The sequence below is a fragment of the Paraburkholderia jirisanensis genome (genome assembly GCF_054782355.1).
The window spans coordinates 255,571-275,036 of record NZ_BAAGSQ010000027.1; the positions used below are offsets into that span (position 1 = coordinate 255,571).

The 19,466-nt window shown below is 64.0% G+C and carries 18 protein-coding genes; 1 reads left to right on the forward strand and 17 read right to left on the reverse strand.

Going from position 1 to position 19,466, the window contains the following annotated elements; genetic code table 11:
• Window positions 1-55 precede the first annotated feature (55 nt).
• The gene (locus ACYVNQ_RS23880; RefSeq protein WP_460905196.1) at window positions 56-532 is read right to left on the reverse strand and encodes a nitrate reductase associated protein; all 477 of its coding nucleotides are present in this window, start codon (window positions 530-532) and stop codon (window positions 56-58) included.
• Between the two features lie 147 nt (window positions 533-679).
• Here ACYVNQ_RS23880 and fdhD point away from each other — a divergent pair, with 147 nt between their 5' ends.
• Entirely contained in the window at window positions 680-1,513 is an 834-nt protein-coding gene (fdhD, locus tag ACYVNQ_RS23885) for a formate dehydrogenase accessory sulfurtransferase FdhD (RefSeq protein ID WP_460905197.1), read from the forward strand.
• Window positions 1,514-1,684: 171 nt separating this feature from the next.
• Here the strand turns inward: fdhD and ACYVNQ_RS23890 are convergent, their stop codons facing one another.
• The 16 genes from ACYVNQ_RS23890 to ACYVNQ_RS23965 form a co-directional block, all read right to left on the reverse strand.
• Window positions 1,685-2,449: an enoyl-CoA hydratase gene (locus tag ACYVNQ_RS23890; protein ID WP_460905198.1), complete on the reverse strand. Its 765-nt coding sequence runs from the start codon at window positions 2,447-2,449 to the stop codon at window positions 1,685-1,687.
• Window positions 2,450-2,547: 98 nt separating this feature from the next.
• Window positions 2,548-3,750 carry an acetyl-CoA C-acyltransferase gene (locus ACYVNQ_RS23895; RefSeq protein WP_460905199.1) on the reverse strand — a complete coding sequence of 401 codons (1,203 nt, stop codon included), beginning with the start codon at window positions 3,748-3,750 and terminating at the stop codon, window positions 2,548-2,550.
• Between the two features lie 27 nt (window positions 3,751-3,777).
• A complete protein-coding gene (locus tag ACYVNQ_RS23900; RefSeq protein ID WP_460905200.1) occupies window positions 3,778-6,213 on the reverse strand; it encodes a 3-hydroxyacyl-CoA dehydrogenase/enoyl-CoA hydratase family protein in 2,436 nt (811 codons plus the stop codon).
• A gap of 224 nt (window positions 6,214-6,437) precedes the next feature.
• Window positions 6,438-8,225, reverse strand: coding sequence for an acyl-CoA dehydrogenase C-terminal domain-containing protein (locus tag ACYVNQ_RS23905; protein ID WP_460905201.1), 1,788 nt, complete (start codon window positions 8,223-8,225; stop codon window positions 6,438-6,440).
• A 106-nt stretch (window positions 8,226-8,331) separates the two neighbouring features.
• Window positions 8,332-8,937, reverse strand: a complete 606-nt coding sequence (locus ACYVNQ_RS23910) for a TetR/AcrR family transcriptional regulator (RefSeq protein WP_460905202.1) — start codon at window positions 8,935-8,937, stop codon at window positions 8,332-8,334.
• Between the two features lie 300 nt (window positions 8,938-9,237).
• Window positions 9,238-10,497: a cardiolipin synthase ClsB gene (gene clsB / locus ACYVNQ_RS23915; protein ID WP_460905203.1), complete on the reverse strand. Its 1,260-nt coding sequence runs from the start codon at window positions 10,495-10,497 to the stop codon at window positions 9,238-9,240.
• Window positions 10,494-10,994 (reverse strand): dihydroneopterin triphosphate diphosphatase, encoded by a 501-nt coding sequence (gene nudB / locus ACYVNQ_RS23920; protein ID WP_460905204.1) that lies wholly within the window; start codon window positions 10,992-10,994, stop codon window positions 10,494-10,496. Before nudB ends, clsB begins: the two co-directional genes overlap by 4 nt.
• A gap of 167 nt (window positions 10,995-11,161) precedes the next feature.
• Window positions 11,162-12,961, reverse strand: a complete 1,800-nt coding sequence (aspS, locus tag ACYVNQ_RS23925) for an aspartate--tRNA ligase (protein WP_460905205.1) — start codon at window positions 12,959-12,961, stop codon at window positions 11,162-11,164.
• A 63-nt stretch (window positions 12,962-13,024) separates the two neighbouring features.
• Window positions 13,025-13,684, reverse strand: a complete 660-nt coding sequence (locus ACYVNQ_RS23930; RefSeq protein WP_460905206.1) for a DUF502 domain-containing protein — start codon at window positions 13,682-13,684, stop codon at window positions 13,025-13,027.
• A gap of 69 nt (window positions 13,685-13,753) precedes the next feature.
• Complete coding sequence (locus ACYVNQ_RS23935; RefSeq protein WP_460905207.1) at window positions 13,754-14,173, reverse strand: FmdB family zinc ribbon protein; 420 nt, start codon at window positions 14,171-14,173, stop codon at window positions 13,754-13,756.
• A 219-nt stretch (window positions 14,174-14,392) separates the two neighbouring features.
• Entirely contained in the window at window positions 14,393-15,970 is a 1,578-nt protein-coding gene (gene ubiB / locus ACYVNQ_RS23940; RefSeq protein ID WP_460905208.1) for a ubiquinone biosynthesis regulatory protein kinase UbiB, read from the reverse strand.
• A gap of 15 nt (window positions 15,971-15,985) precedes the next feature.
• Window positions 15,986-16,630, reverse strand: a complete 645-nt coding sequence (locus tag ACYVNQ_RS23945) for a ubiquinone biosynthesis accessory factor UbiJ (RefSeq protein WP_460905209.1) — start codon at window positions 16,628-16,630, stop codon at window positions 15,986-15,988.
• Window positions 16,631-16,741: 111 nt separating this feature from the next.
• Entirely contained in the window at window positions 16,742-17,761 is a 1,020-nt protein-coding gene (locus ACYVNQ_RS23950; protein ID WP_460905211.1) for a Tim44 domain-containing protein, read from the reverse strand.
• Between the two features lie 37 nt (window positions 17,762-17,798).
• Window positions 17,799-18,530 carry a bifunctional demethylmenaquinone methyltransferase/2-methoxy-6-polyprenyl-1,4-benzoquinol methylase UbiE gene (gene ubiE, locus ACYVNQ_RS23955; protein ID WP_460905213.1) on the reverse strand — a complete coding sequence of 244 codons (732 nt, stop codon included), beginning with the start codon at window positions 18,528-18,530 and terminating at the stop codon, window positions 17,799-17,801.
• 69 nt (window positions 18,531-18,599) lie between these two features.
• Window positions 18,600-19,016 carry a gamma-butyrobetaine hydroxylase family protein gene (locus ACYVNQ_RS23960; RefSeq protein ID WP_460905215.1) on the reverse strand — a complete coding sequence of 139 codons (417 nt, stop codon included), beginning with the start codon at window positions 19,014-19,016 and terminating at the stop codon, window positions 18,600-18,602.
• A 7-nt stretch (window positions 19,017-19,023) separates the two neighbouring features.
• Window positions 19,024-19,452, reverse strand: a complete 429-nt coding sequence (locus ACYVNQ_RS23965; RefSeq protein ID WP_460905217.1) for an HIT family protein — start codon at window positions 19,450-19,452, stop codon at window positions 19,024-19,026.
• Window positions 19,453-19,466 lie beyond the last annotated feature (14 nt).

Consider the following 19,466-nt stretch of genomic DNA (forward strand, 5'->3'; position numbering starts at 1 on the left):
TGAGGGTGAAACAGCAAAAAATCGCGTGAATGGCAGCGGCGGAAGCGGGATTAGCTTAGTGCGCGAGTCCGAATTCCTTCATTGCCGGGATGAAATCGTGGTTGGCTTCGGGCTTGCGCGACAGCTTGGCGAGCACATAGCGCTTGAACGGATGCAGTTGCGCCCATTGCTCGGCGCTTGGCGCAGCAAGCTGTGCAACGTTTGCCTGGTGCACCACGTCGTCCGGCACCGCAGCGGTATTGCGCCATGCGGGCGATTCGTCAGGGGTGAACCAGTCGGGCTCCACGTTTGCGTGCGTGCGCATCATTTCGAACAGCGCATGATCGAAGTTCGGCTCGATCGCGGTGTCGTCTTCGACCGGAAAGCGCGCCAGCAGCGCGCGATCCTCGTTCGGCAGCATCTGCCATTGCGCGAGCGAGATGCGCAACCCGAAACGGTCCAGATTGAAGCGCACCGACATCGGGATAAAGGTCAGGTTCTCCGAAGAGGCAACTTCGAAGGTGAACAGCAGAGGCGCTTCGTTCAGTCCCATGGCAGATTTCTCGCAAGTGGCCGGTACGGGGTGAGGCGGTGGATAACATGGCAGACAACATGGCTGATAAGCGGCGGACAACGCGGCGCGGCGGCTTGAGGTATTTTAGAACCTTATTTGCATCACGCCAGTGACGAGGAGGTAGCGTTGAACCCATTGGACAGCACCGGACAACCCGGCACGGTCGAACAAACGGTACGGAGGCACCGCGGCGCAACGACGCAGGCCGTGACCGATCACGTCGGCCAGGAGTGGCCGGTCGCGCTGGTTTTCAACGGCATTTCGCATGCAGTGATGATGTGCACGCCGCGCGACCTGGAGGCGTTTGCAGTCGGCTTCGCGATTTCGGAAGGCATCGTCGGACGCAACGCCGACATTCAGGACATCGAGGTGGAACTGCGCGGGGAAGGCAAGCTGCCTTATGCGAACGTGATGCTGACCGTCGTGCAGCAGGCCTTCGTCGCGTTGAAGGACAAGCGCCGCGCGCTCGCGGGGCGCACCGGCTGCGGCGTGTGCGGCATCGAGAGCATCGATCTGCTCGATCTGCAGCCGGAACGCGTGCCCGATACCGGTTTTTTGCAGCGGCTTGCGCCGGACGCGATCGCGCGCGCGGCCCGCGAATTGCCCGCGCATCAAACGCTGACCAAGCTGACCGGCGGCCTGCACGCGGCCGCGTGGTGCGACGCGCAAGGCGCGATCCGCTATGCGTTCGAAGATGTCGGCCGGCACAATGCGCTCGACAAGCTGATCGGCCAGCTGGTGCTCGACCGCGCCGATACGAAGGATGGCTTCGTGTTTATGTCGAGCCGCGCGAGCTACGAGCTGGTGCGCAAGGCGGCGCGCGTCGACGTGCCGATGCTGGCGACCATTTCGGCGCCGTCGTCGCTGGCGATTACGATTGCGCGTGAAGCGGGGGTGCGGCTCGTGAGCTTTTGCCGCGAGAACAGCTACGTGGATTACGACACGGCGAACACGGATTGAGATCGGTGGCTGCGCCGGGCAGCCGCCGCGCTCGTCGAGCCTTTAGCGTCTGCTCATACGAATCGCCCGCGCGGGCCAGCTGCTTCCCGGCGCAACGGGGGCGGTTCTTCGAAGAGCTTCGCCGCGACGTTGCCGGCGCGCCCGCCTCCCTGCCTCTCTCTCAACTCACCGCTACGAGAACGAACGGAAATCCGGCTTGCGTTTCTCGAAGAACGCCTTGAACGCCTCTTGTGCCTCCGGCGCGAGCAGCATCTTCGCGAAGTGCACGCCTTCTTCGCTGATCTGCGTGTGGATCTCGTGCTGGCTGGCGCGCTTCATCAGTGCCTTGGTCACGCGCAGCGACGAAGCCGGCAGCCCCGCCAGCTTGTGCGCCTGTTGCAGCGCAAACGCGTCGACTTCGGCGGCCGGCAACAGGCGATTGACGAAGCCCATCCGCAGCGCCTCCGGCGCGTCGAATGACTCGCCGAGCAGCAGCTTCTCCGCGGCCGCCTGATAGCCGGCTACCCGCGGCAGCAGCAGCGACGACGCCGCCTCCGGGCACAAGCCAAGCTGCGCGAACGGCAGTGAAAATTTCGCGGTGTCGGCCGCATAGACCAGGTCGCAATGCAGCAGCATGGTCGTGCCGATGCCGACCGCCGCGCCCGCCACCGCGGCCACCAGCGGCTTTTCCGCCGTGCTGAGTGCGCGCAGGAACTGGAACACCGGCGCCTCATCGCCGACCGGCGGCGCCTTCAGAAAATCTTCGAGATCGTTGCCCGCGCTAAAAATGCCCGGGCTGCCGCGCAGCAGGATCGCGCGCACGGATGCATCGCTCTGCGCGTTCACCAGCGCGTCGGCCAGCGTCTGATACATCGCCGACGTGATTGCGTTCTTCCTGTCGGGCCGGTTGAACGTGAGCGTCAGCACATCGCCGGCGCGCTCGACCAGAATATCCATCGTCCTCTCCTGCATCGCGTTTCGATGAAAAAACGGCTCGCAAGCCTGATCGCCTGCGAGCCGCCGTCGTGTTCACACGCTATCGTGCGCGCGCACCGTCACAGCCGTTCGATGATGCCCGCGGCGCCCATCCCGGTGCCGACGCACATCGTCACCATGCCGTATTTCAGGTTGCGGCGGCGCAGCCCGTGCACCACCGTCGCCGCACGGATCGCGCCGGTCGCGCCGAGCGGATGCCCAAGCGCAATCGCACCACCGAGCGGATTCAGCTTCGCCATATCGAGCCCGAGATCCTGGATCACCGCCAGCGACTGCGCAGCGAATGCCTCGTTCAGCTCGATCCAGTCGAGGTCGTCCTGCTTCAGGCCGGCGGCCTTCAACGCGGCCGGAATCGCCTCCTTCGGGCCGATCCCCATGATCTCCGGCGGCACGCCGCGCACCGCGAAGCTGACGAAGCGCGCGAGCGGCGTCAGGTTGAACTGCTTCAGGATCTTCTCGGACACGACGATCAGCGCGCCCGCGCCGTCCGATGTCTGCGAGCTGTTGCCGGCCGTCACCGAGCCCTTGTTCGCGAACACCGTGCGCAGCTTCGCGAGGCCTTCCAGCGACGTATCGCCGCGCGGGCCTTCGTCGAGTGCGACTTCGCGCGTCTTTACCTGCACCTCGCCGCTGGCGAGATCCGGATAACGCTCGACGATCGTGTACGGCGCGATCTCATCCCTGAACTCGCCGGACTGCTGGCCAGCCAGCGCCTTGCGGTGCGATTCGACCGAGAACTGGTCCTGCGCTTCGCGGCTGATCTTCCAGCGTTCGGCCACGCGTTCGGCGGTCAGGCCCATGCCGTACGCGATGCCGACGTCCTCACCGCGATCGAAGATATGCGGCGAAAGCGACGGCTTGTTGCCCATCATCGGCACCATCGACATCGATTCGCAGCCACCCGCGATCATCGCGTCCGCTTCGCCGACGCGGATCCGGTCGGCCGCCATCGCCAGCGCGGTCAGGCCCGACGCGCAGAAGCGGTTCACCGTCACGCCGCCCACCGTGTTCGGCAAGCCCGACAACAATGCGCCCATGCGCGCGACATTCAGGCCCTGCTCGGCCTCCGGAATCGCGCAACCGATGATCGCATCTTCGATCACGCTGGTATCGAGCCCCGGCACCTGCGCGACCGCAGAGCGGATCGCATGCACCAGCAGTTCGTCCGGCCGCGTGTTCCTGAACATGCCGCGCGGCGCCTTGCCGATCGGGGTACGGGCAGCGGCGACGATATACGCGTCCTGCAATTGCTTGTTGCTCATGTCATATGCTCCTGTGGTCGCGCCGCTTTAGTTGCGCACCGGCTTGCCGGTTTGCAGCATGCCCATGATCCGTTCCTGCGTCTTTGCCGTGCCGAGCAGTTCGACGAACGCGCGGCGCTCGAGCGTGAGCAGCCATTCTTCATCGACGAGACTGCCCGCTTCGACGTCGCCGCCGCACACGGCTTCGGCGATGCGGCTCGCGATCAGATAGTCGTGTTCGCTGATGAAGCGGCCGTCGCGCATGTTGACGAGCGACGACTTGATCGTCGAGATCGCCGAGCGGCCCGCGACCGGCACCTGCGTGACGCGCAGCGGCGGGCGGTAGCCCGCGGCTGCCAGCGCGCGCACTTCCTTCTTCGCGGTATCGAGCAACTCGAACACGTTGAACACGATCGTGTCGGACGGCTTCAGGTAACCCATCGCACGGGCTTCGAGCGCGGAGCCGGAAACTTTCGCCATCGCCGCGTTCTCGAACGACTTCTGCACGAACTTCAGCAGATCGCTGGTGGCGCCCACCGCGCTGGCGGCCTCGGCGGCGCGCAACGCGGCTTCTTTCAGGCCGCCGCCGGCCGGCACCAGGCCGACGCCGACTTCGACCAGACCCAAGTAGCTCTCGACGTGCGCCACCCGTTTCGCGCTCTGCAGCACCAGCTCGCAGCCGCCGCCGAGCGCAATGCCCGACACCGCTGCGACCACCGGCACGTTCGCGTACTTGACGCGCAGCATGCCCTGCTGGAATTTCTTCACGAACGGCTCGATGCCTTTCGCGCCGCCCATCATGAAGGCCGGCATCGCTTCTTCGAGGTTCGCGCCCGCCGAGAACGGGCCGCCCGGCGTGCCGAGCGTCAGCGAAGTCGGCTGCCACACGACGACACCCTTGTATTCTTTTTCGGCGAGCTCGATGGCCTGCTCGAGGCCTTCGATCACCGACGGTCCGATCGTGTTCAGCTTGGTCTTGAACGATACGATCAGCACGTCGCTTTCACCGGCACGGTCGTCGACCCATGCGCGCACTGCATCGGTTTCGAACAGCGTCTTGCCATACGTCTTCGGATCGCGGCCCGTTTCGCCGACCAGCGGCGCACGGAACACCTGCTTGTCGTACACCGGCAGCGACGAGCGCGGCACGAAGCGTTTTGCCGCCGGCGACCACGAGCCTTCGGCGGTGTGCACGCCGCCCTTCTCGGCGACCGCGCCGTCAAACACCCACGCAGGCAGCGGCGCCTTCGACAACGCCTTGCCGGCTTCGATATCTTCCTGCACCCATTGCGCGACCTGCTTCCAGCCCGCGGCTTGCCAGCCTTCGAACGGGCCTTCGTTCCAGCCGAAACCCCAGCGCACGGCCAGATCGAGATCGCGCGCGTTGTCCGCGATCGATTCGAGGTGCACCGCGATGTAGTGGAACACGTCGCGGAAGATCGACCACAGGAACTGCGCCTGTTTATGGTCCGATTCGCGCAACAGCTTCAGGCGCTCGGCGGCCGGACGCTTCAGGATGCGGCCGATCAGCTCGTCGGCCTTCGCGCCGCTTTCGACGTAATCGCCCGCCTGCGGGTCGAGCACCTTGATGGTCTTGCCGTCCTTGCGGTAGAAACCCGCGCCGCTCTTCTGGCCGAGCGCGCCCTTCTGCACCAGTGCGGCAAGCACCGCGGGCGTCTCGTAGACCGGGAAAAACGGATCGTCGGCGAGGTTGTCCTGCATCGTCTTGATCACGTGCGCCATCGTGTCGAGACCGACCACGTCCGCGGTGCGGAACGTCGCCGACTTCGCGCGGCCGAGGCGGCTGCCGGTCAGGTCGTCGACTTCATCGAAGCGCAGGCCGAACTTTGCAGCCTCCGCGATTACCGCGAGGATCGAGAAAATGCCGACGCGGTTCGCGATGAAGTTCGGTGTGTCCTTCGCGCGCACCGCGCCCTTGCCGACGGCGCTCGTCAGGAAGGTTTCGAGCTGGTCGAGGATTTCGGGCCGCGTATGGGCGGTCGGGATCAGCTCGACCAGATGCATGTAGCGCGGCGGGTTGAAGAAGTGCACGCCGCAAAAGCGCGCCTTCAGCTCGTCGGCGAAGCCTTGCGACAACTCGGTGATCGACAGCCCCGACGTGTTCGACGCGAAAATCGCATGCGGCGCAAGATGCGGCGACACCTTCTTGTACAGGTCGTGCTTCCAGTCCATCCGCTCGGCGATCGCTTCGATCACCACGTCGCATTCGGCGAGCTTCGCGATGTCGTCGTCGTAATTCGCGGGCTGGATGTACTGCGCGTCGTCCTTCACGCCGAACGGCGCCGGCGACAGCTTCTTCAGATTCTCGATCGCCTTCAGCGCGATGCCGTTCTTCGGGCCTTCCCGCGCCGGCAAGTCGAATAGCAGCACCGGCACCTTGGCGTTCACCAGGTGCGCGGCGATCTGCGCGCCCATCACGCCGGCGCCGAGCACGGCTACCTTGCGAATGATCAGATTGCTCACGTCGTTTCTCCGGAGAGTTGTGCAATGTTGCGCGGGCGGATTCGGATCCGGTGATCCTGTGTGCGGATCGTGGCCGCCGTTGCGCGATGCGTCGTTGTGTCGTTGCGTTGCGTTGCGGGCTGCTGCGGGCCGCGGGCCGCTGCGTTGCGCGTTGCACGTCGCGCATTGATTGTGCATCGCGCGGCAGTGCGGCTGCGCGGCCATGCAGCAGCCGCGTCGTCAGATCAGAACAGCGCTTCGTCGATTTCCATCAGCGTCTTCGAACCGGCGCGCGCGGCGCGGATCGTTGCTGCAGTTTCGGGCAGCAGCTTCGCGAAATAAAAGCGTGCAGTAGCGAGCTTCGACTTGTAGAACGGATCGCCGGACGCTTCGTGGTCGAGCGCGATGCGCGCCATGCGGGCCCAAAAGTACGAGAACACCAGATGCCCGACCGTGCGCAGATACGGCACCGCAGCGGCGCCGACTTCGTCGGGGTTCTGCATCGCCTTCATGCCGATTTCCATCGTCAGCTTCTGGACCTTGTCGCCGATATCCGCGAGCGGGTTCACGAACTCCTGCATCTCGGGCTTCACGCCCTCTGCTTCGACGAAGTCCTGCACCAGCTTGCCGAACTTCTTCAGCTTCGCGCCCATGTCGCCGAGCACCTTGCGGCCGAGCAGATCGAGCGACTGGATCGAGTTGGTGCCTTCGTAGATCATGTTGATACGCGCATCGCGCACGTATTGCTCCATGCCCCATTCGGCAATGAAGCCGTGACCGCCGTACACCTGCATCGCAAGGTTGGTGCCTTCGAACGCGTTGTCGGACAGGAACGCTTTCAGGATCGGCGTGAGCAGCGCGACGAGGTCGGCGGCTTCCTTGCGGGCGGACTCATCCGCATGCGAAAGCTCGCGGTCGATCTGCAGCGCCGACCAGTACGAGAATGCGCGCGCGCCTTCGGCGTAGGCCTTCTGCGTCAGCAGCATGCGGCGCACGTCCGGATGCACGATGATCGGATCGGCGGCCTTTTCAGGCGCCTTCGGGCCGCTCAACGAGCGCATCTGCAGACGGTCTTTCGCATACGCGAGCGAGTTCTGATACGCAACTTCGGTCAAGCCGAGGCTCTGCATGCCGACACCCAGGCGCGCCGCGTTCATCATCACGAACATCGCGTTGAGGCCTTTGTTCTCGTCGCCGACCAGCCAGCCCTTCGCGTTGTCGAAGTTGATCACGCAGGTTGCGTTCGCGTGAATGCCCATCTTGTGCTCGATCGAGCCGCATTTCACCGTGTTGCGCTTGCCCGGCTCGCCGGCCTCGTTGGGCAGCAACTTCGGCACGACGAACAGCGAAATGCCCTTGGTGCCTTGCGGCGCACCCGGCAGACGCGCGAGCACGAGGTGCACGATGTTTTCGGCAAGGTCATGCTCGCCGCTTGAAATGAAGATCTTGGTGCCGCTGATCGCGTACGAGCCGTCGCCGTTCGGCTCGGCCTTCGTGCGCAAGATGCCGAGGTCGGTGCCGCAATGCGCTTCGGTCAGACACATCGTGCCGGTCCACACGCCCGATACGAGCTTCGGCAGATAGGTTTGCTGCAGCTCCGGCGTGCCGTGCGCGTGCAGGCATTCATACGCGCCGTGCGACAGCCCCGGATACATGGTCCACGCCTGGCTCGCCGAGTTCAGCATTTCATAGAGCGCGTTGTTGACGAACGCCGGCAGCCCCTGGCCGCCAAAGTCCGGATCGCAGCCAAGCGCGGGCCAGCCCGCCTCGACGTACTGCCGGTACGCCTCCTTGAACCCCTGCGGCGTGGTGACCACGCCGTCGCCTTCGTACTTGCAGCCTTGCTGGTCGCCGGGCTGGTTCAGCGGAAACAGCACTTCGGAACAGAACTTGCCGGCCTCTTCGAGCACCTGGTTGATCGTGTCGGCGTCGAGCTCGGCGTGCTTCGGCATCTGCTTGAGTTCGGCTTCGACGTTAAGCAGCTCGTGCAACACGAATTGCATGTCGCGCAACGGCGCGGCGTACTGTCCCATGAGTCTCTCCAATCCAGTGGTGTTTGGCGCGAGCCCAGCCGCCGGCGTCGCGTGCGGGCCGCACCGGCCACGCGCACGTCGCGCTGCCTTCGTTCGACCCGCACTGCTAGCGGCTTGCGCCCTCGCTTTGATACGAAACGATCAGCTTTTCCAACGCGGCCCACGTCAGACGCACAGCATCCGGCAAATGCAGAAACCGTGCGTCATGATGCAGACCCAATGTGAAGCTATACAGTTCGAACAGCATCAGCTGCGGATCCGTATCCGTGCGCAAATGCCCTTCTGCGATCGCCTGCGAGATGGCCCGCGTCAACGCCGCGCGCCACATCGTGACGCTCGATACCAGCTGTTCGCGGACCGGATTGTCGGCGCGGTCGTCGTACTCCACCGCTCCGCTGATGTAGATGCACCCCGTGGTCACTTCCTGGATGCGCTTCTCAATCCAGCGCGAAATCATCGAGCGCAGACGCGGCAAGCCGCGCGGCTCGCGCAAGCTCGGGAAGAACACCTCGTCTTCGAAACGACGGTGATACTCGCGCACGACTTCGACCTGCAAATCCTCGCGCGACCCGAAATGCGCGAACACGCCACTCTTGCTCATCTGCATGCGTTCGGCCAGCAGGCCGATCGTCAGACCTTCCAGTCCGTCACGGCTTGCCAGGTCGAGTGCGGCATCGAGAATCGCGGCTCGCGTTTGTTCGCCTTTTCGCATAGCTTTTACCGTCTGATTTGATTTAACGAAAATCGAACGGCCGTACGATTATTGGAGGCAGCCGTCCGCGAGACAAGGACTTTATTAGAAACGGGTTTCTAACCAGGTTTCAATTTTGCGTCATCCGACCCGCATGCGATGCGGAATTTTTAGAATCATTTGTCGCTATTTGTCGGTGTTTTCGACGTGGCTTTCTTATGATATTCAGGATGGGTAGTTTGTGCGCCTAAGCTGGTTCGGCAACCGCTTGCGTTTCTTGCGGCTGTCGCGTGCCGGCTAGCCCGCGCCGTGCATGGTGCATCAGTCGTAGCCGCCGACGGTCAGCAGCTTCATCAGCGCCCGGTAGCCCTGATAGGCGAACCAGTTGAGCAGTTGCTCGCCGCGCGGCCGCGCTTCGTAGCGCGCGAGATCGATCGCGCGGGACTCGGCAAAGGCGGCCAGAATGCCGTCGCGCAGGCGGTCCAGTTCCGGGTCGAGCACCAGCAGCACGTTCGCCTCGTTGTTCAGCACGAGGCTCAATGCGTCGAGATTCGACGAACCGACGGTGCCCCAGTTCGAATCGACCACCGCGACCTTGCCGTGCAGCATCGTCTTTTCGTATTCGGAGATCTTCACGCCGGCCCGCAACAGCGAGCGGTACAGGAACGGCACCGCGTAGTCGAGCAGTGGGAATTCTTTCCTGCCGATCAACAGGCGCACGTCGACGCCGCGCCGCGCCGCGTAAATCAGCGCGCGACGCAGCTTGCGGCCGGGCATGAAATACGGGTTGGCCAGCAGCACTTCGGAGCGCGCCTGGCCGATCGCGGTCAGATACGACTTCTCGATCGCGCGGCGATTGACGATGTTGTCGCGCGCGACGAACGCCACGCTCGGCTCGCCGACCGCGCGCATGTCGCCGGTACGGGTGCGGCGCCGCGCGCGCACGAACTGGTCGGTGGTGCCCTGGGCGGTCGCGCCGGTCGCGTCGGGTGCGGATTTCGGCCGATGTCCGATGCGGATGCGCCGCCACTGCAGATCGAACGCGACGCGTACGTCCGCGACCACTGGCCCGTTCAGCTCGACCGCGAAATCCCAGCGCGGATACGTCAGCCGTGTGCCGTTCTGAGCGTAGTCGTCGACGATGTTGATGCCGCCGCAGTACGCGTACTCGTCGTCGACCACGGCGAGCTTGCGATGCGTGCGCGAGAAACCGAAGCGGCCGAACAGATGCGGGTTATAGACGCGATGCTCGATGCCGGCCGCAAGCCACTCCTGAAACATCGGCAAGCGCTCGGTGCCGATGCCGTCGGTGATCACGCGCACGCGCACGCCGCGCGCTACCGCGCGCATCAGTGCAGCGGACACTGCGTGGCCAGCTTCATCGTCGGCGAAGATGTAGGTTTCCAGCGTGACCACATGCACCGCGGCGTCGATGCGTTCGACTAGCGCACCAAAGTATTCGGCGCCGGAAGCGAACAGCCGCACGTCGTTGCCGGTCGTGAAGCGATAGCGCGACCAGTAGCGTCGGCCGAGCAGCAGTCCTGGCCCGAGTTGCGAAAAACGGCGCTGGCCGCCGCTCATCGCAGAGGCCTCTTCGTTCGCTCATTCAGCCGCTCATTCAGCCGCTCAGGGAGTTGCAGGATCGCGTCGCGGTTCGACCATGAGAAGCAGCGCGCGGCCGCCTCTTCGTACGGCAGCCATAGGTGCGCAGTGTGCTCGCGCGGCGCCAGCGTCACTTCGAGACGGCGCGCGACCTGCAGGCTGAACCAGTGCTCGGTGTTGGTGGTCACGCCTTCAGCGTAACGATGACGCCATTCCGGAAAAATCTCGAACTGGATCTGATGCTGCCAGTCAATCAGCCCGTCGCGCGGCGCTTCCGCCGAGCCGACCACGATGCCGGTTTCCTCGCCGACTTCGCGTGCTGCGGTTTGCGGGAACGGCTCGTCGACGTAATCGCGCGCGCCGGTGACCGATTGCCATAGCCCCGGCCGGTCGGCTCGCTCGATCAGCAGTACGTCGAGTTCGGGCGTGTGGATCACGACCAGTACGGATTCAGGGATCTTCGGCGGTTTCGGCATGGTGAGCAGTCGAAGTCGTCGACAAGACGTAAGGTTGGTGTGCGGTATGACCGAGAGTAACGCAAAAAGCAAAAAAGGCGCATCAGCGCCTTTTTTGTTGCGTGGTTTCAAGGGCCGCCGTTGCGCGGCGGCCTCTCGAAACCTGACTCTGCGTCGTATCCCGCTGCTTACGCCTTCGGTTCAGCCTGGCGCAGACGGATATGCAGTTCGCGCAGTTGACGCTCGTCGACTTCGCTCGGCGCTTGCGTCAGCAGATCCTGCGCACGCTGCGTCTTCGGGAACGCGATCACGTCGCGGATCGAATCGGCACGCGCCATCATCGTGACGATGCGGTCGAGACCGAACGCAATACCACCGTGCGGCGGCGCGCCGTACTGCAGCGCGTCGAGCAGGAAGCCGAACTTGGCACGCGCTTCTTCCGCGTTGATCTTCAGCGCGCGGAACACCTTGCTCTGCACGTCTTCCTGATAGATACGCACCGAACCGCCACCGATTTCCCAGCCGTTCAGCACCATGTCGTAAGCCTTCGCGAGGCAACGGCCCGGATCCGTTTCCAGATACTCGAGGTGCTCGTTCTTCGGGCTGGTGAACGGATGGTGCGCGGCGACGTAGCGGTTTTCCTCTTCGTCGTATTCGAACATCGGGAAGTCGATCACCCACAGCGGCTTCCAGCCCGATTCGACCAGACCGTTGGCCTTGCCGAATTCCGAGTGGCCGATCTTCAGGCGCAGCGCGCCCAGGCTGTCGTTGACCACCTTCGCACGATCCGCCGCGAAGAAAATGATGTCGCCGTCTTGCGCGCCAGTGCGCTCGATGATCGCCGCCACCGCCGCGTCGTGCAGGTTCTTGACGATCGGGCTTTGCAGGCCGTCACGGCCCTTCGCCACTTCGTTGACCTTGATCCACGCCAGACCCTTCGCGCCGTAGATACGCACGAACTCGGTGTAGCTGTCGATATCGCCGCGCGTCAGCTCGCCACCCTTCGGCACGCGCAACGCTGCAACCCGGCCGTCCTTCGTGTTGGCCGGCGTGCTGAACACCTTGAAGTCGACGTCCTTCACTGCATCGGTGAGATCGGTGAACTCGAGCTTGACGCGCAGGTCGGGCTTGTCCGAACCGAAACGACGCATCGCTTCCGAGTACTGCATGACCGGGAACTGCTCGTCGAGCGCGACGCCGATGGTTTCCTGGAACACGTGGCGGATCATCGCTTCGAACAGGTCGCGAATTTCCTGCTCGGTCAGGAACGACGTCTCGCAGTCGATCTGCGTGAATTCCGGCTGACGGTCTGCGCGCAGGTCTTCGTCGCGGAAGCATTTGACGATCTGGTAATAGCGGTCGAAGTTCGCCACCATCAGCAGCTGCTTGAACAGCTGCGGCGACTGCGGCAGCGCGAAGAACTGGCCCGCGTTGGTGCGCGACGGCACCAGGTAATCGCGCGCGCCTTCCGGCGTGCTCTTGGTCAGCATCGGCGTTTCGATGTCGATGAAGCCTTGCGCATCGAGATACTTGCGCACTTCCATCGCGACGCGGTAGCGCAGACGCAGGTTGTGCTGCATCTGCGGACGGCGCAGGTCGAGCACACGGTGCGTGAGGCGCGTGGTTTCCGACAGGTTGTCGTCGTCGAGCTGGAACGGCGGCGTGACCGACGCGTTCAGCACGTTCAGCTCGTGGCACAGCACTTCGATCTTGCCGCTCTTCAGGCCGGCATTGGTGGTGCCTTCCGGACGGTTGCGCACCACGCCCTTGATCTGCACGCAGAACTCGTTGCGCACGTCTTCGGCGGTCTTGAACATTTCCGCGCGATCCGGATCGCAAACGACCTGAACGAGGCCTTCGCGGTCGCGCAGGTCGATGAAGATGACGCCGCCGTGGTCGCGGCGCCGCTGCACCCAGCCGCATAGCGACACGCTCTGCCCGAGCAGTTGTTCGGTCACCAGACCGCAGTATTCAGATCTCATCGACATGATGTTTGTCTTTCGTTTTGCATGGTTGAACGGTGCGCGCCGCATGGGCGGCGCGCACCGGCATTACAGCGGAGGCTCGACGGTCGTGCGGCGCACCGTAGCCGCCGGCGGCGGCGCGGACGGCGCCACCACGCCCATCGAGACGATGTACTTGAGCGCAGCGTCGACCGACATGTCGAGCTCGATTACTTCGCTTCTCGGCACCATCAGGAAGAAGCCGGAGGTCGGGTTCGGCGTGGTCGGCACATACACGCTCACAAACTCTTCCTTCAGGTGATTCACTACGTCGCCGCCCGGAATGCCGGTCAGAAAACCGATCGTGTACGAGCCGCGGCGCGGGTATTCGACCAGCAGCGCCTTGCGGAACGCATTGCCGCTCGACGACAGCAGCGTGTCGGACACCTGCTTCACGCTGGTGTACAGCGGCCCGACCACCGGGATGCGCGCGACGATCAGTTCCCACCAGCTGACGAGCTTCTGCCCGATGAAATTCTGCGTCAATAAACCGACGATGAAAATGAAAGCTAGCGTCAGCACCGCGCCGAGGCCCGGCAGACGGAAGCCGAACAGACGCTCCGGCTGCCACGCGGACGGCAGCAACAGCAAGGTCTGGTCCATCGTGCCGATGATCAGGCCGAGCACCCACAGTGTGATGGCAAGCGGCACCAGCACCAGCAGGCCGGTCAGAAACACCGATTTGAGCGTCGTCTTTTTCGTCGTCATTTGCACCGCCAGAGGTCCGCGCGGACGTCGCCTCGCGCGGGGTGTCTGCCGCCTTGTGGCGGCGGGACTTTAAGTGCCGCTTGCGCCGCCGGACGAGGCCGGCGCTGCTGCGGATGCGGAAGGGGCGGCCGCCGCGCTGGAAGAAGCCGAGCCGCTGGCCGGCGCGCCTGCGTCGGACTTGCTGCTGTCGGACTTGCTGCTATCCGGCTTCGCGCTGTCGGATGTCGCGCCGTCTGTCTTGCCGGCTTCGGCGGACGCGCCGCTCTTGCCGTCGGCATCCGACGAGGTCGGCGCCTTCGACGAATTGCCGCCACGGAAATCCGTGACATACCAGCCCGAACCTTTCAGCTGGAAGCCCGCGGCGGTGACCTGCTTGCGGAAGCTATCGGCACCGCACTTCGGACATTGCGTCAACGGGGCGTCGCTCATTTTCTGGAGCACGTCTTTCCCGAAGCCGCACGACTCGCAACGATAAGCGTAAATCGGCATGGCCTTAATCCCTACAGAAAAACCTGGAAACGCTTGCAAAGCCTTGAATTATAGCCGCAAACAATGTCGACTCCCCGATTTCGGGGTGATGCGCGGTGCAACCGCCGCGGCCCGGCAGGTATGGGCGGGCGCGGCGGGAATCAAGACGGGGTGGGCGTTGCGGTGGTGCGGGCGACGCTGTGTGCGGCACATCAATCGGCCGCCAGCCGTTCCACCCCGTCAGCCGCCGTACGCCAAAGCAAGCCACGCACGCGCCAGCACCGCGCCGACACCAACCGCCACGCCGAACATCAACAACCCCTGCAACAACCGGTTGGTGCGCTTCTGCTCGATCAAGATCTGACGAACCGTTTCGTCGTTGATATTGCGCTGCGTATCGTGTCGCTGCGCCAGCACGTGGTGCACGAGGCGCGGCAGCTGCGGCAGCGTCTTGCTCCACTGCGGCGCTTCGATCTTGAAGCGCTCGTACCAGCCGCGCAGACCGATCTGCTCGTTCATCCAGCGTTCGAGATACGGCTTGGCGGTCTTCCACAGGTCCAGCTCCGGATCGAGCGAGCGGCCGAGGCCTTCGACATTGAGCATGGTTTTTTGCAGCAGCACGAGCTGCGGCTGGATCTCGACGTTGAAGCGGCGTGATGTAGAGAACAGCCGCATCAGCACCTGGCCGAGCGAGATGTCTTTCAGCGCGCGGTCGAAATACGGCTCGCAGACCGCGCGAATCGCGCTTTCCAGTTCCTCGACGCGCGTATTCGGCGGCACCCAGCCCGACTCGAGGTGCAGCGTCGCGACGCGGTGATAGTCGCGCTTGAAGAACGCGAGGAAGTTCTGCGCGAGGTAGTTCTTGTCGAAGTCGGACAGCGCGCCGACGATGCCAAAGTCGAGCGCGATATAGCGGCCGAAGTGCTTCGGATCGAGGCTCACCTGGATATTGCCAGGGTGCATGTCCGCGTGAAAGAAGCCGTCGCGGAACACCTGCGTAAAGAAAATCTCGACGCCTTCGCGCGCCAGCTTCGGAATGTCGACACCCGCCGCACGCAGCGTCTCGACCTGGCTGATCGGCACACCGACCATCCGCTGCATCACCAGCACGCTCGGCGTGCAGAACTCCCAATACATCTCGGGCACCAGCAACAGATCGAGCCCGGCGAAGTTGCGCCGCAGCTGGCTGCCGTTGGCCGCCTCGCGCATCAGGTCGAGTTCGTCATGCAGGTATTTGTCGAATTCACCGACCACTTCGCGCGGCTTCAGCCGTTTGCCGTCGGCCCACAGCCGTTCGGCCCACACGGCGATATCGCGCAGCAGTGCGAGGTCAGAGTCGATCACCGGCAGCATGTTCGGCCGCAGCACCTTGATCGCCACCGACTTGCCCACATGCTGCCCGGCCTTCACGGTCGCAAAGTGCACCTGCGCAATCGAAGCACTCGCCACCGGCACACGTTCGAAGTCGTCGAACAGCGCATCGACCGGCGCGCCGAGCGATTTTTCGATAATCGAGATCGCGACGTCCGAGTCGAACGGCGGCACCTGGTCCTGCAGCTTGGCGAGCTCGCTTGCGATGTCGGGGCGCAGCAGGTCGCGACGCGTCGACAGCACCTGACCGAACTTGACGAAGATCGGCCCGAGACTTTCGAGCGCGAGCCGCAACCGCACGCCGGGCGGCTGGTCGTACTTGCGGCCGATCGTGGTGATACGCAGCAGGAACCGCACGCGACGATCGTTGATGCGGCTGAGCATCATCTCGTCAAGGCCGAAACGAATGACGGTAAAAGCAATCTTGAGGAAACGCAGAAAACGCATGGTTGAGCCCGTTGACTAGCGCGTGCCGCGCGATGTGGCGGCGGCGCCCGGAGCGGCATTGCCGCGGGCTTCGACCTTCTGTTCAAGGCGCTCGACGCGCTTTTCGACGCGCGCGAGCGTATCGCGGGCGCGCGCCAGCTCGGCGTTGAAGCCGTCGAGCGCTGCACGCCGCACGAGTTGCGGGTTTTCATCCAGCAGATACTCGGCAACCGACTCCAGCAGATTGCGCCCGGTACGACGCGCATGTTCGCTGGTGGTACGCGCAAACGACGCGATACGCCACGCGGGACCATCGCCGATCAACTTCGCGAGGTCTTCCTCCGGCTCCCAGCGCAGGTGTCCGGCGAGCTTCGCGATCAGCGTGGCGAACTCCGCGTCGCCTTCGATCTTCACGTGCTTCATCACCGCGGCCTGGCCGCCCTGCACGAATGCGGGCAACGCGTCGGCCGGTACCGATACGGTGACGTCCACCTGCTGCGCCGCACTTTCGTCGACAGCGGCCAGATAGCCGTCCGGCTGGACCAGCAGCATCATCTCGACGGGAGAACACGATAGCCGGGCGATCTTGCCGGCATACGGTGCGAGGCGCTCGCGAGCCCACGATTCACGGGCAAGCAGATGGTTGACGGCAGCAGCAAAGGGCTTGGCGGCAAGGGTCATCGGGAGTTGGAAAGAAAAACCCGCGCCGGCGAGGTGCCTGCGCGGGTTCCTATTGTAACGTCCGATCTCTTTCTGGCCTGCTATGCCGAACGGCCAATTCTCAATGTGAGCTCAGTGGTGCGTGACCTGCTGGATGCCCGCCAGCAGCCAGCCTTCGCCCGCCTTGACGCGTTTCGTCAGGTTCCAGATTTCGACGAACGGCTCGGCCGTGCCGCCGACGCTCTCGCGGATCAAGCCCGAGAAGCGCACGCTGGCCAGGTACTCGTCGACACGATCTTCGACCGCCAGCAGTTCGGCATTCAACTGCACGACGTCGGTCTGATTCTGCTGGCCGCCACGCGCGTCGAGGTCGATCTTCACTTCGGCAAACATCTCGGGCGTGGTGAACTCGCGGATGTCGGGCATGTTGCCGGCATCCCACGCGGCCTGCAGGCGCACGAAATAGACCTTCGCGTTACGCAGGAACGCTTCGGTATCGAAGCCGGCCGGCACCGCGGGCGGCGCGCCGCTGTCGAGCTGCGGCATGGCGAGCGCGTTGCCCTGCGAGTCGAGATAAGAACCGGCCGGCGGCGGCGTGTAGCTCGGCTCCTGTGTATAGCCGCTGCCACCGGCATTGAGCGTCGGCGCGCGGCCGGCGTAGGCCGGTGCACCCGTCTCGCGCTTGCGGCCCATGAACTTGCGGATCAGCCAGATCGCCACGAACGCGATCAGCGCGATGATGATCAGATTGGACATCATGCCGGCGAAGGCCTCGCCGAGACCGAAGTGCGACAGCAGCGCTGCGATGCCAAGACCGGCCGCGAGGCCGGCGATCGGCCCGAGCCAGCGCGAGCGGTTGGGTTGTGCTGCGGCTGCAGCGCCAGGTGCGGGTTGCGGCTGCGCGCGTTGCGCCTGAGCGGCTTGTCCGGGCTGCTGGCCCGGTGACGGTTGTGCGGGCGGCGTGCTCCGCTGCATCATTGACGATTGATCGGCTTGCCGGCCAAAGCTGCGGCCGCCGCCCATTCGTCTTGCATCGGCATCGAACGAAGCAAGCGTGCTTGCGGCGATCAAACCGACCATTGCGATCAGTCCGATTTTCCTCGCCCAAGGCCTCGAATTATTACGATGCGCTAACAGTCTGGAATCGGACATTTTCGACACTTCCTTTAAAACCGAGAGGTTAGGGACGCTAATACTTCGTCCCGGTATGCAAGGCTACCACGCCAGCTGACAGATTGTAATATTTGACGCCGTCGAGGCCAGCTTGTTCCATCATCGTTTTTAAAGTTTCCTGGTCCGGATGCATGCGGATCGATTCAGCCAGGTAGCGGTAGCTCTCCGCATCCTTCGCAAAGCGCTCGCCGAGCCACGGCAGCACCTTGAACGAGTAAACGTCATACGCTTTCTTCAGCGGGTCCCACACCTTCGAGAATTCCAGCACCAGCAGGCGCCCGCCCGGCTTCAGCACGCGGCGCATGTCGGCCAGCGCCGCATCCTTGTGCGTCATGTTGCGCAGGCCGAAGGCCACCGTCACCACGTCGAAGTAGTTGTCCGGAAACGGGATTTTTTCTGCGTCGCACAATAACGCAGGCGTGATCACGCCTTTGTCGATCAGGCGGTCGCGGCCCACGCGCAGCATCGATTCGTTGATGTCGGTGTGCCACACCTCGCCGCTCGGGCCCGCCTGCTTCGCGAATGCCTTCGACAGATCGCCGGTGCCGCCCGCCAGATCCAGCACCTTGAAGCCCGGCCGCACCGCCGCCTGCGCGATCGTGAAGGCCTTCCATGCGCGGTGCAGCCCGCCCGACATCAGATCGTTCATCAGGTCGTAGTTGGAGGCGACCGAGTGGAATACGCCGGCCACCTTCTTCGCTTTGTCCTGTTCGTCGACTGTCTGATAGCCGAAGTGGGTTTTGCTCATCGCGCTAGTCCTTTCGCGTTGTTCTGAAGTTTGTTGCGCCGCGGCGCGGCGTGGTCAGGGCGCATCGTATCAGTGACAGTGGCCACCGTGCGCCGGACTCGCAGCGACCATTGGCGCATCGCGGTCGACGCCCGCCGCCGCCAGCTGGTCGAGATACTCGCGCCACAGCGTGTCCTGGCGCGTGGCCAGGTCGTACAGCAGGTCCCACGAATAGATGCCGGTTGCATGGCCATCGGAGAAAGTGGGCTGCAGCGCGTAATTGCCGACGCCTTCGAGCGCCGTGATCGTCACCTCGCGCTTGCCGGTTTGCAGCGTCTCCTGGCCGGGACCGTGGCCGCGCACCTCGGCGGACGGCGAGTACACCCGCATCAATTCGAACGGCACCCGGTACGACTGGCCGTTCGCATACTGCAGTTCCAGCACACGCGATACCGCGTGCACGACGACGCCGGTCGGGACCGGCGTGTCGGGAGTGAGTCCACTCATGATGACCTCAGGACAGAGCTTGTTCGATTTCGCCGCGCACTGCGTCGCGCAGCAGCGTGGCCTGCGCACGGCGCTGCGACAGCATCGCCTCGGACACCGTGCGTTGGCGCGGCGCCCAGACCGGCAACGGGAAATGCGCGTCGTTGGAGAAGCGGGGGATCACATGCCAGTGCACGTGCGGCACCTGGTTGCCCAGACTGGCCAGATTCACCTTGACCGGTTTCAGCACACGCCGGATGGCGCGCTCCACCGCGTTGACGGCGTGCATCACACGATCGCGGTCGGTGTCGGAAAGATCCGAAAACTCCGCGACGTGTCCGTTCCAGATAACCCGGCAAAAACCGGGATAGTCGTGTTCATCGGCAAGAACGACACGCAGCGTGTCGTCTTGCCACAGTAGATCGCCGCCAGCCTCGCGGCAGAAGATGCATTCCATCGTCGCCCTCGAGC

Coding starts and splice junctions, on each gene's coding strand:
- clsB (WP_460905203.1), bottom strand. CDS start 10,497: ATGAGCGGCGGCCAGCGCCGTTTTTCGCAACTCGGGCCAGGACTGCTG.
- ACYVNQ_RS23960 (WP_460905215.1), bottom strand. CDS start 19,016: ATGAGTGGACTCACTCCCGACACGCCGGTCCCGACCGGCGTCGTCGTG.
- ACYVNQ_RS23910 (WP_460905202.1), bottom strand. CDS start 8,937: ATGCGAAAAGGCGAACAAACGCGAGCCGCGATTCTCGATGCCGCACTC.
- ACYVNQ_RS23935 (WP_460905207.1), bottom strand. CDS start 14,173: ATGCCGATTTACGCTTATCGTTGCGAGTCGTGCGGCTTCGGGAAAGAC.
- ACYVNQ_RS23930 (WP_460905206.1), bottom strand. CDS start 13,684: ATGACGACGAAAAAGACGACGCTCAAATCGGTGTTTCTGACCGGCCTG.
- ACYVNQ_RS23965 (WP_460905217.1), bottom strand. CDS start 19,452: ATGGAATGCATCTTCTGCCGCGAGGCTGGCGGCGATCTACTGTGGCAA.
- ubiE (WP_460905213.1), bottom strand. CDS start 18,530: ATGAGCAAAACCCACTTCGGCTATCAGACAGTCGACGAACAGGACAAA.
- nudB (WP_460905204.1), bottom strand. CDS start 10,994: ATGCCGAAACCGCCGAAGATCCCTGAATCCGTACTGGTCGTGATCCAC.
- ACYVNQ_RS23905 (WP_460905201.1), bottom strand. CDS start 8,225: ATGGGACAGTACGCCGCGCCGTTGCGCGACATGCAATTCGTGTTGCAC.
- ubiB (WP_460905208.1), bottom strand. CDS start 15,970: ATGCGTTTTCTGCGTTTCCTCAAGATTGCTTTTACCGTCATTCGTTTC.
- ACYVNQ_RS23945 (WP_460905209.1), bottom strand. CDS start 16,630: ATGACCCTTGCCGCCAAGCCCTTTGCTGCTGCCGTCAACCATCTGCTT.
- ACYVNQ_RS23890 (WP_460905198.1), bottom strand. CDS start 2,449: ATGGATATTCTGGTCGAGCGCGCCGGCGATGTGCTGACGCTCACGTTC.
- ACYVNQ_RS23895 (WP_460905199.1), bottom strand. CDS start 3,750: ATGAGCAACAAGCAATTGCAGGACGCGTATATCGTCGCCGCTGCCCGT.
- ACYVNQ_RS23950 (WP_460905211.1), bottom strand. CDS start 17,761: ATGTCCGATTCCAGACTGTTAGCGCATCGTAATAATTCGAGGCCTTGG.
- ACYVNQ_RS23880 (WP_460905196.1), bottom strand. CDS start 532: ATGGGACTGAACGAAGCGCCTCTGCTGTTCACCTTCGAAGTTGCCTCT.
- aspS (WP_460905205.1), bottom strand. CDS start 12,961: ATGTCGATGAGATCTGAATACTGCGGTCTGGTGACCGAACAACTGCTC.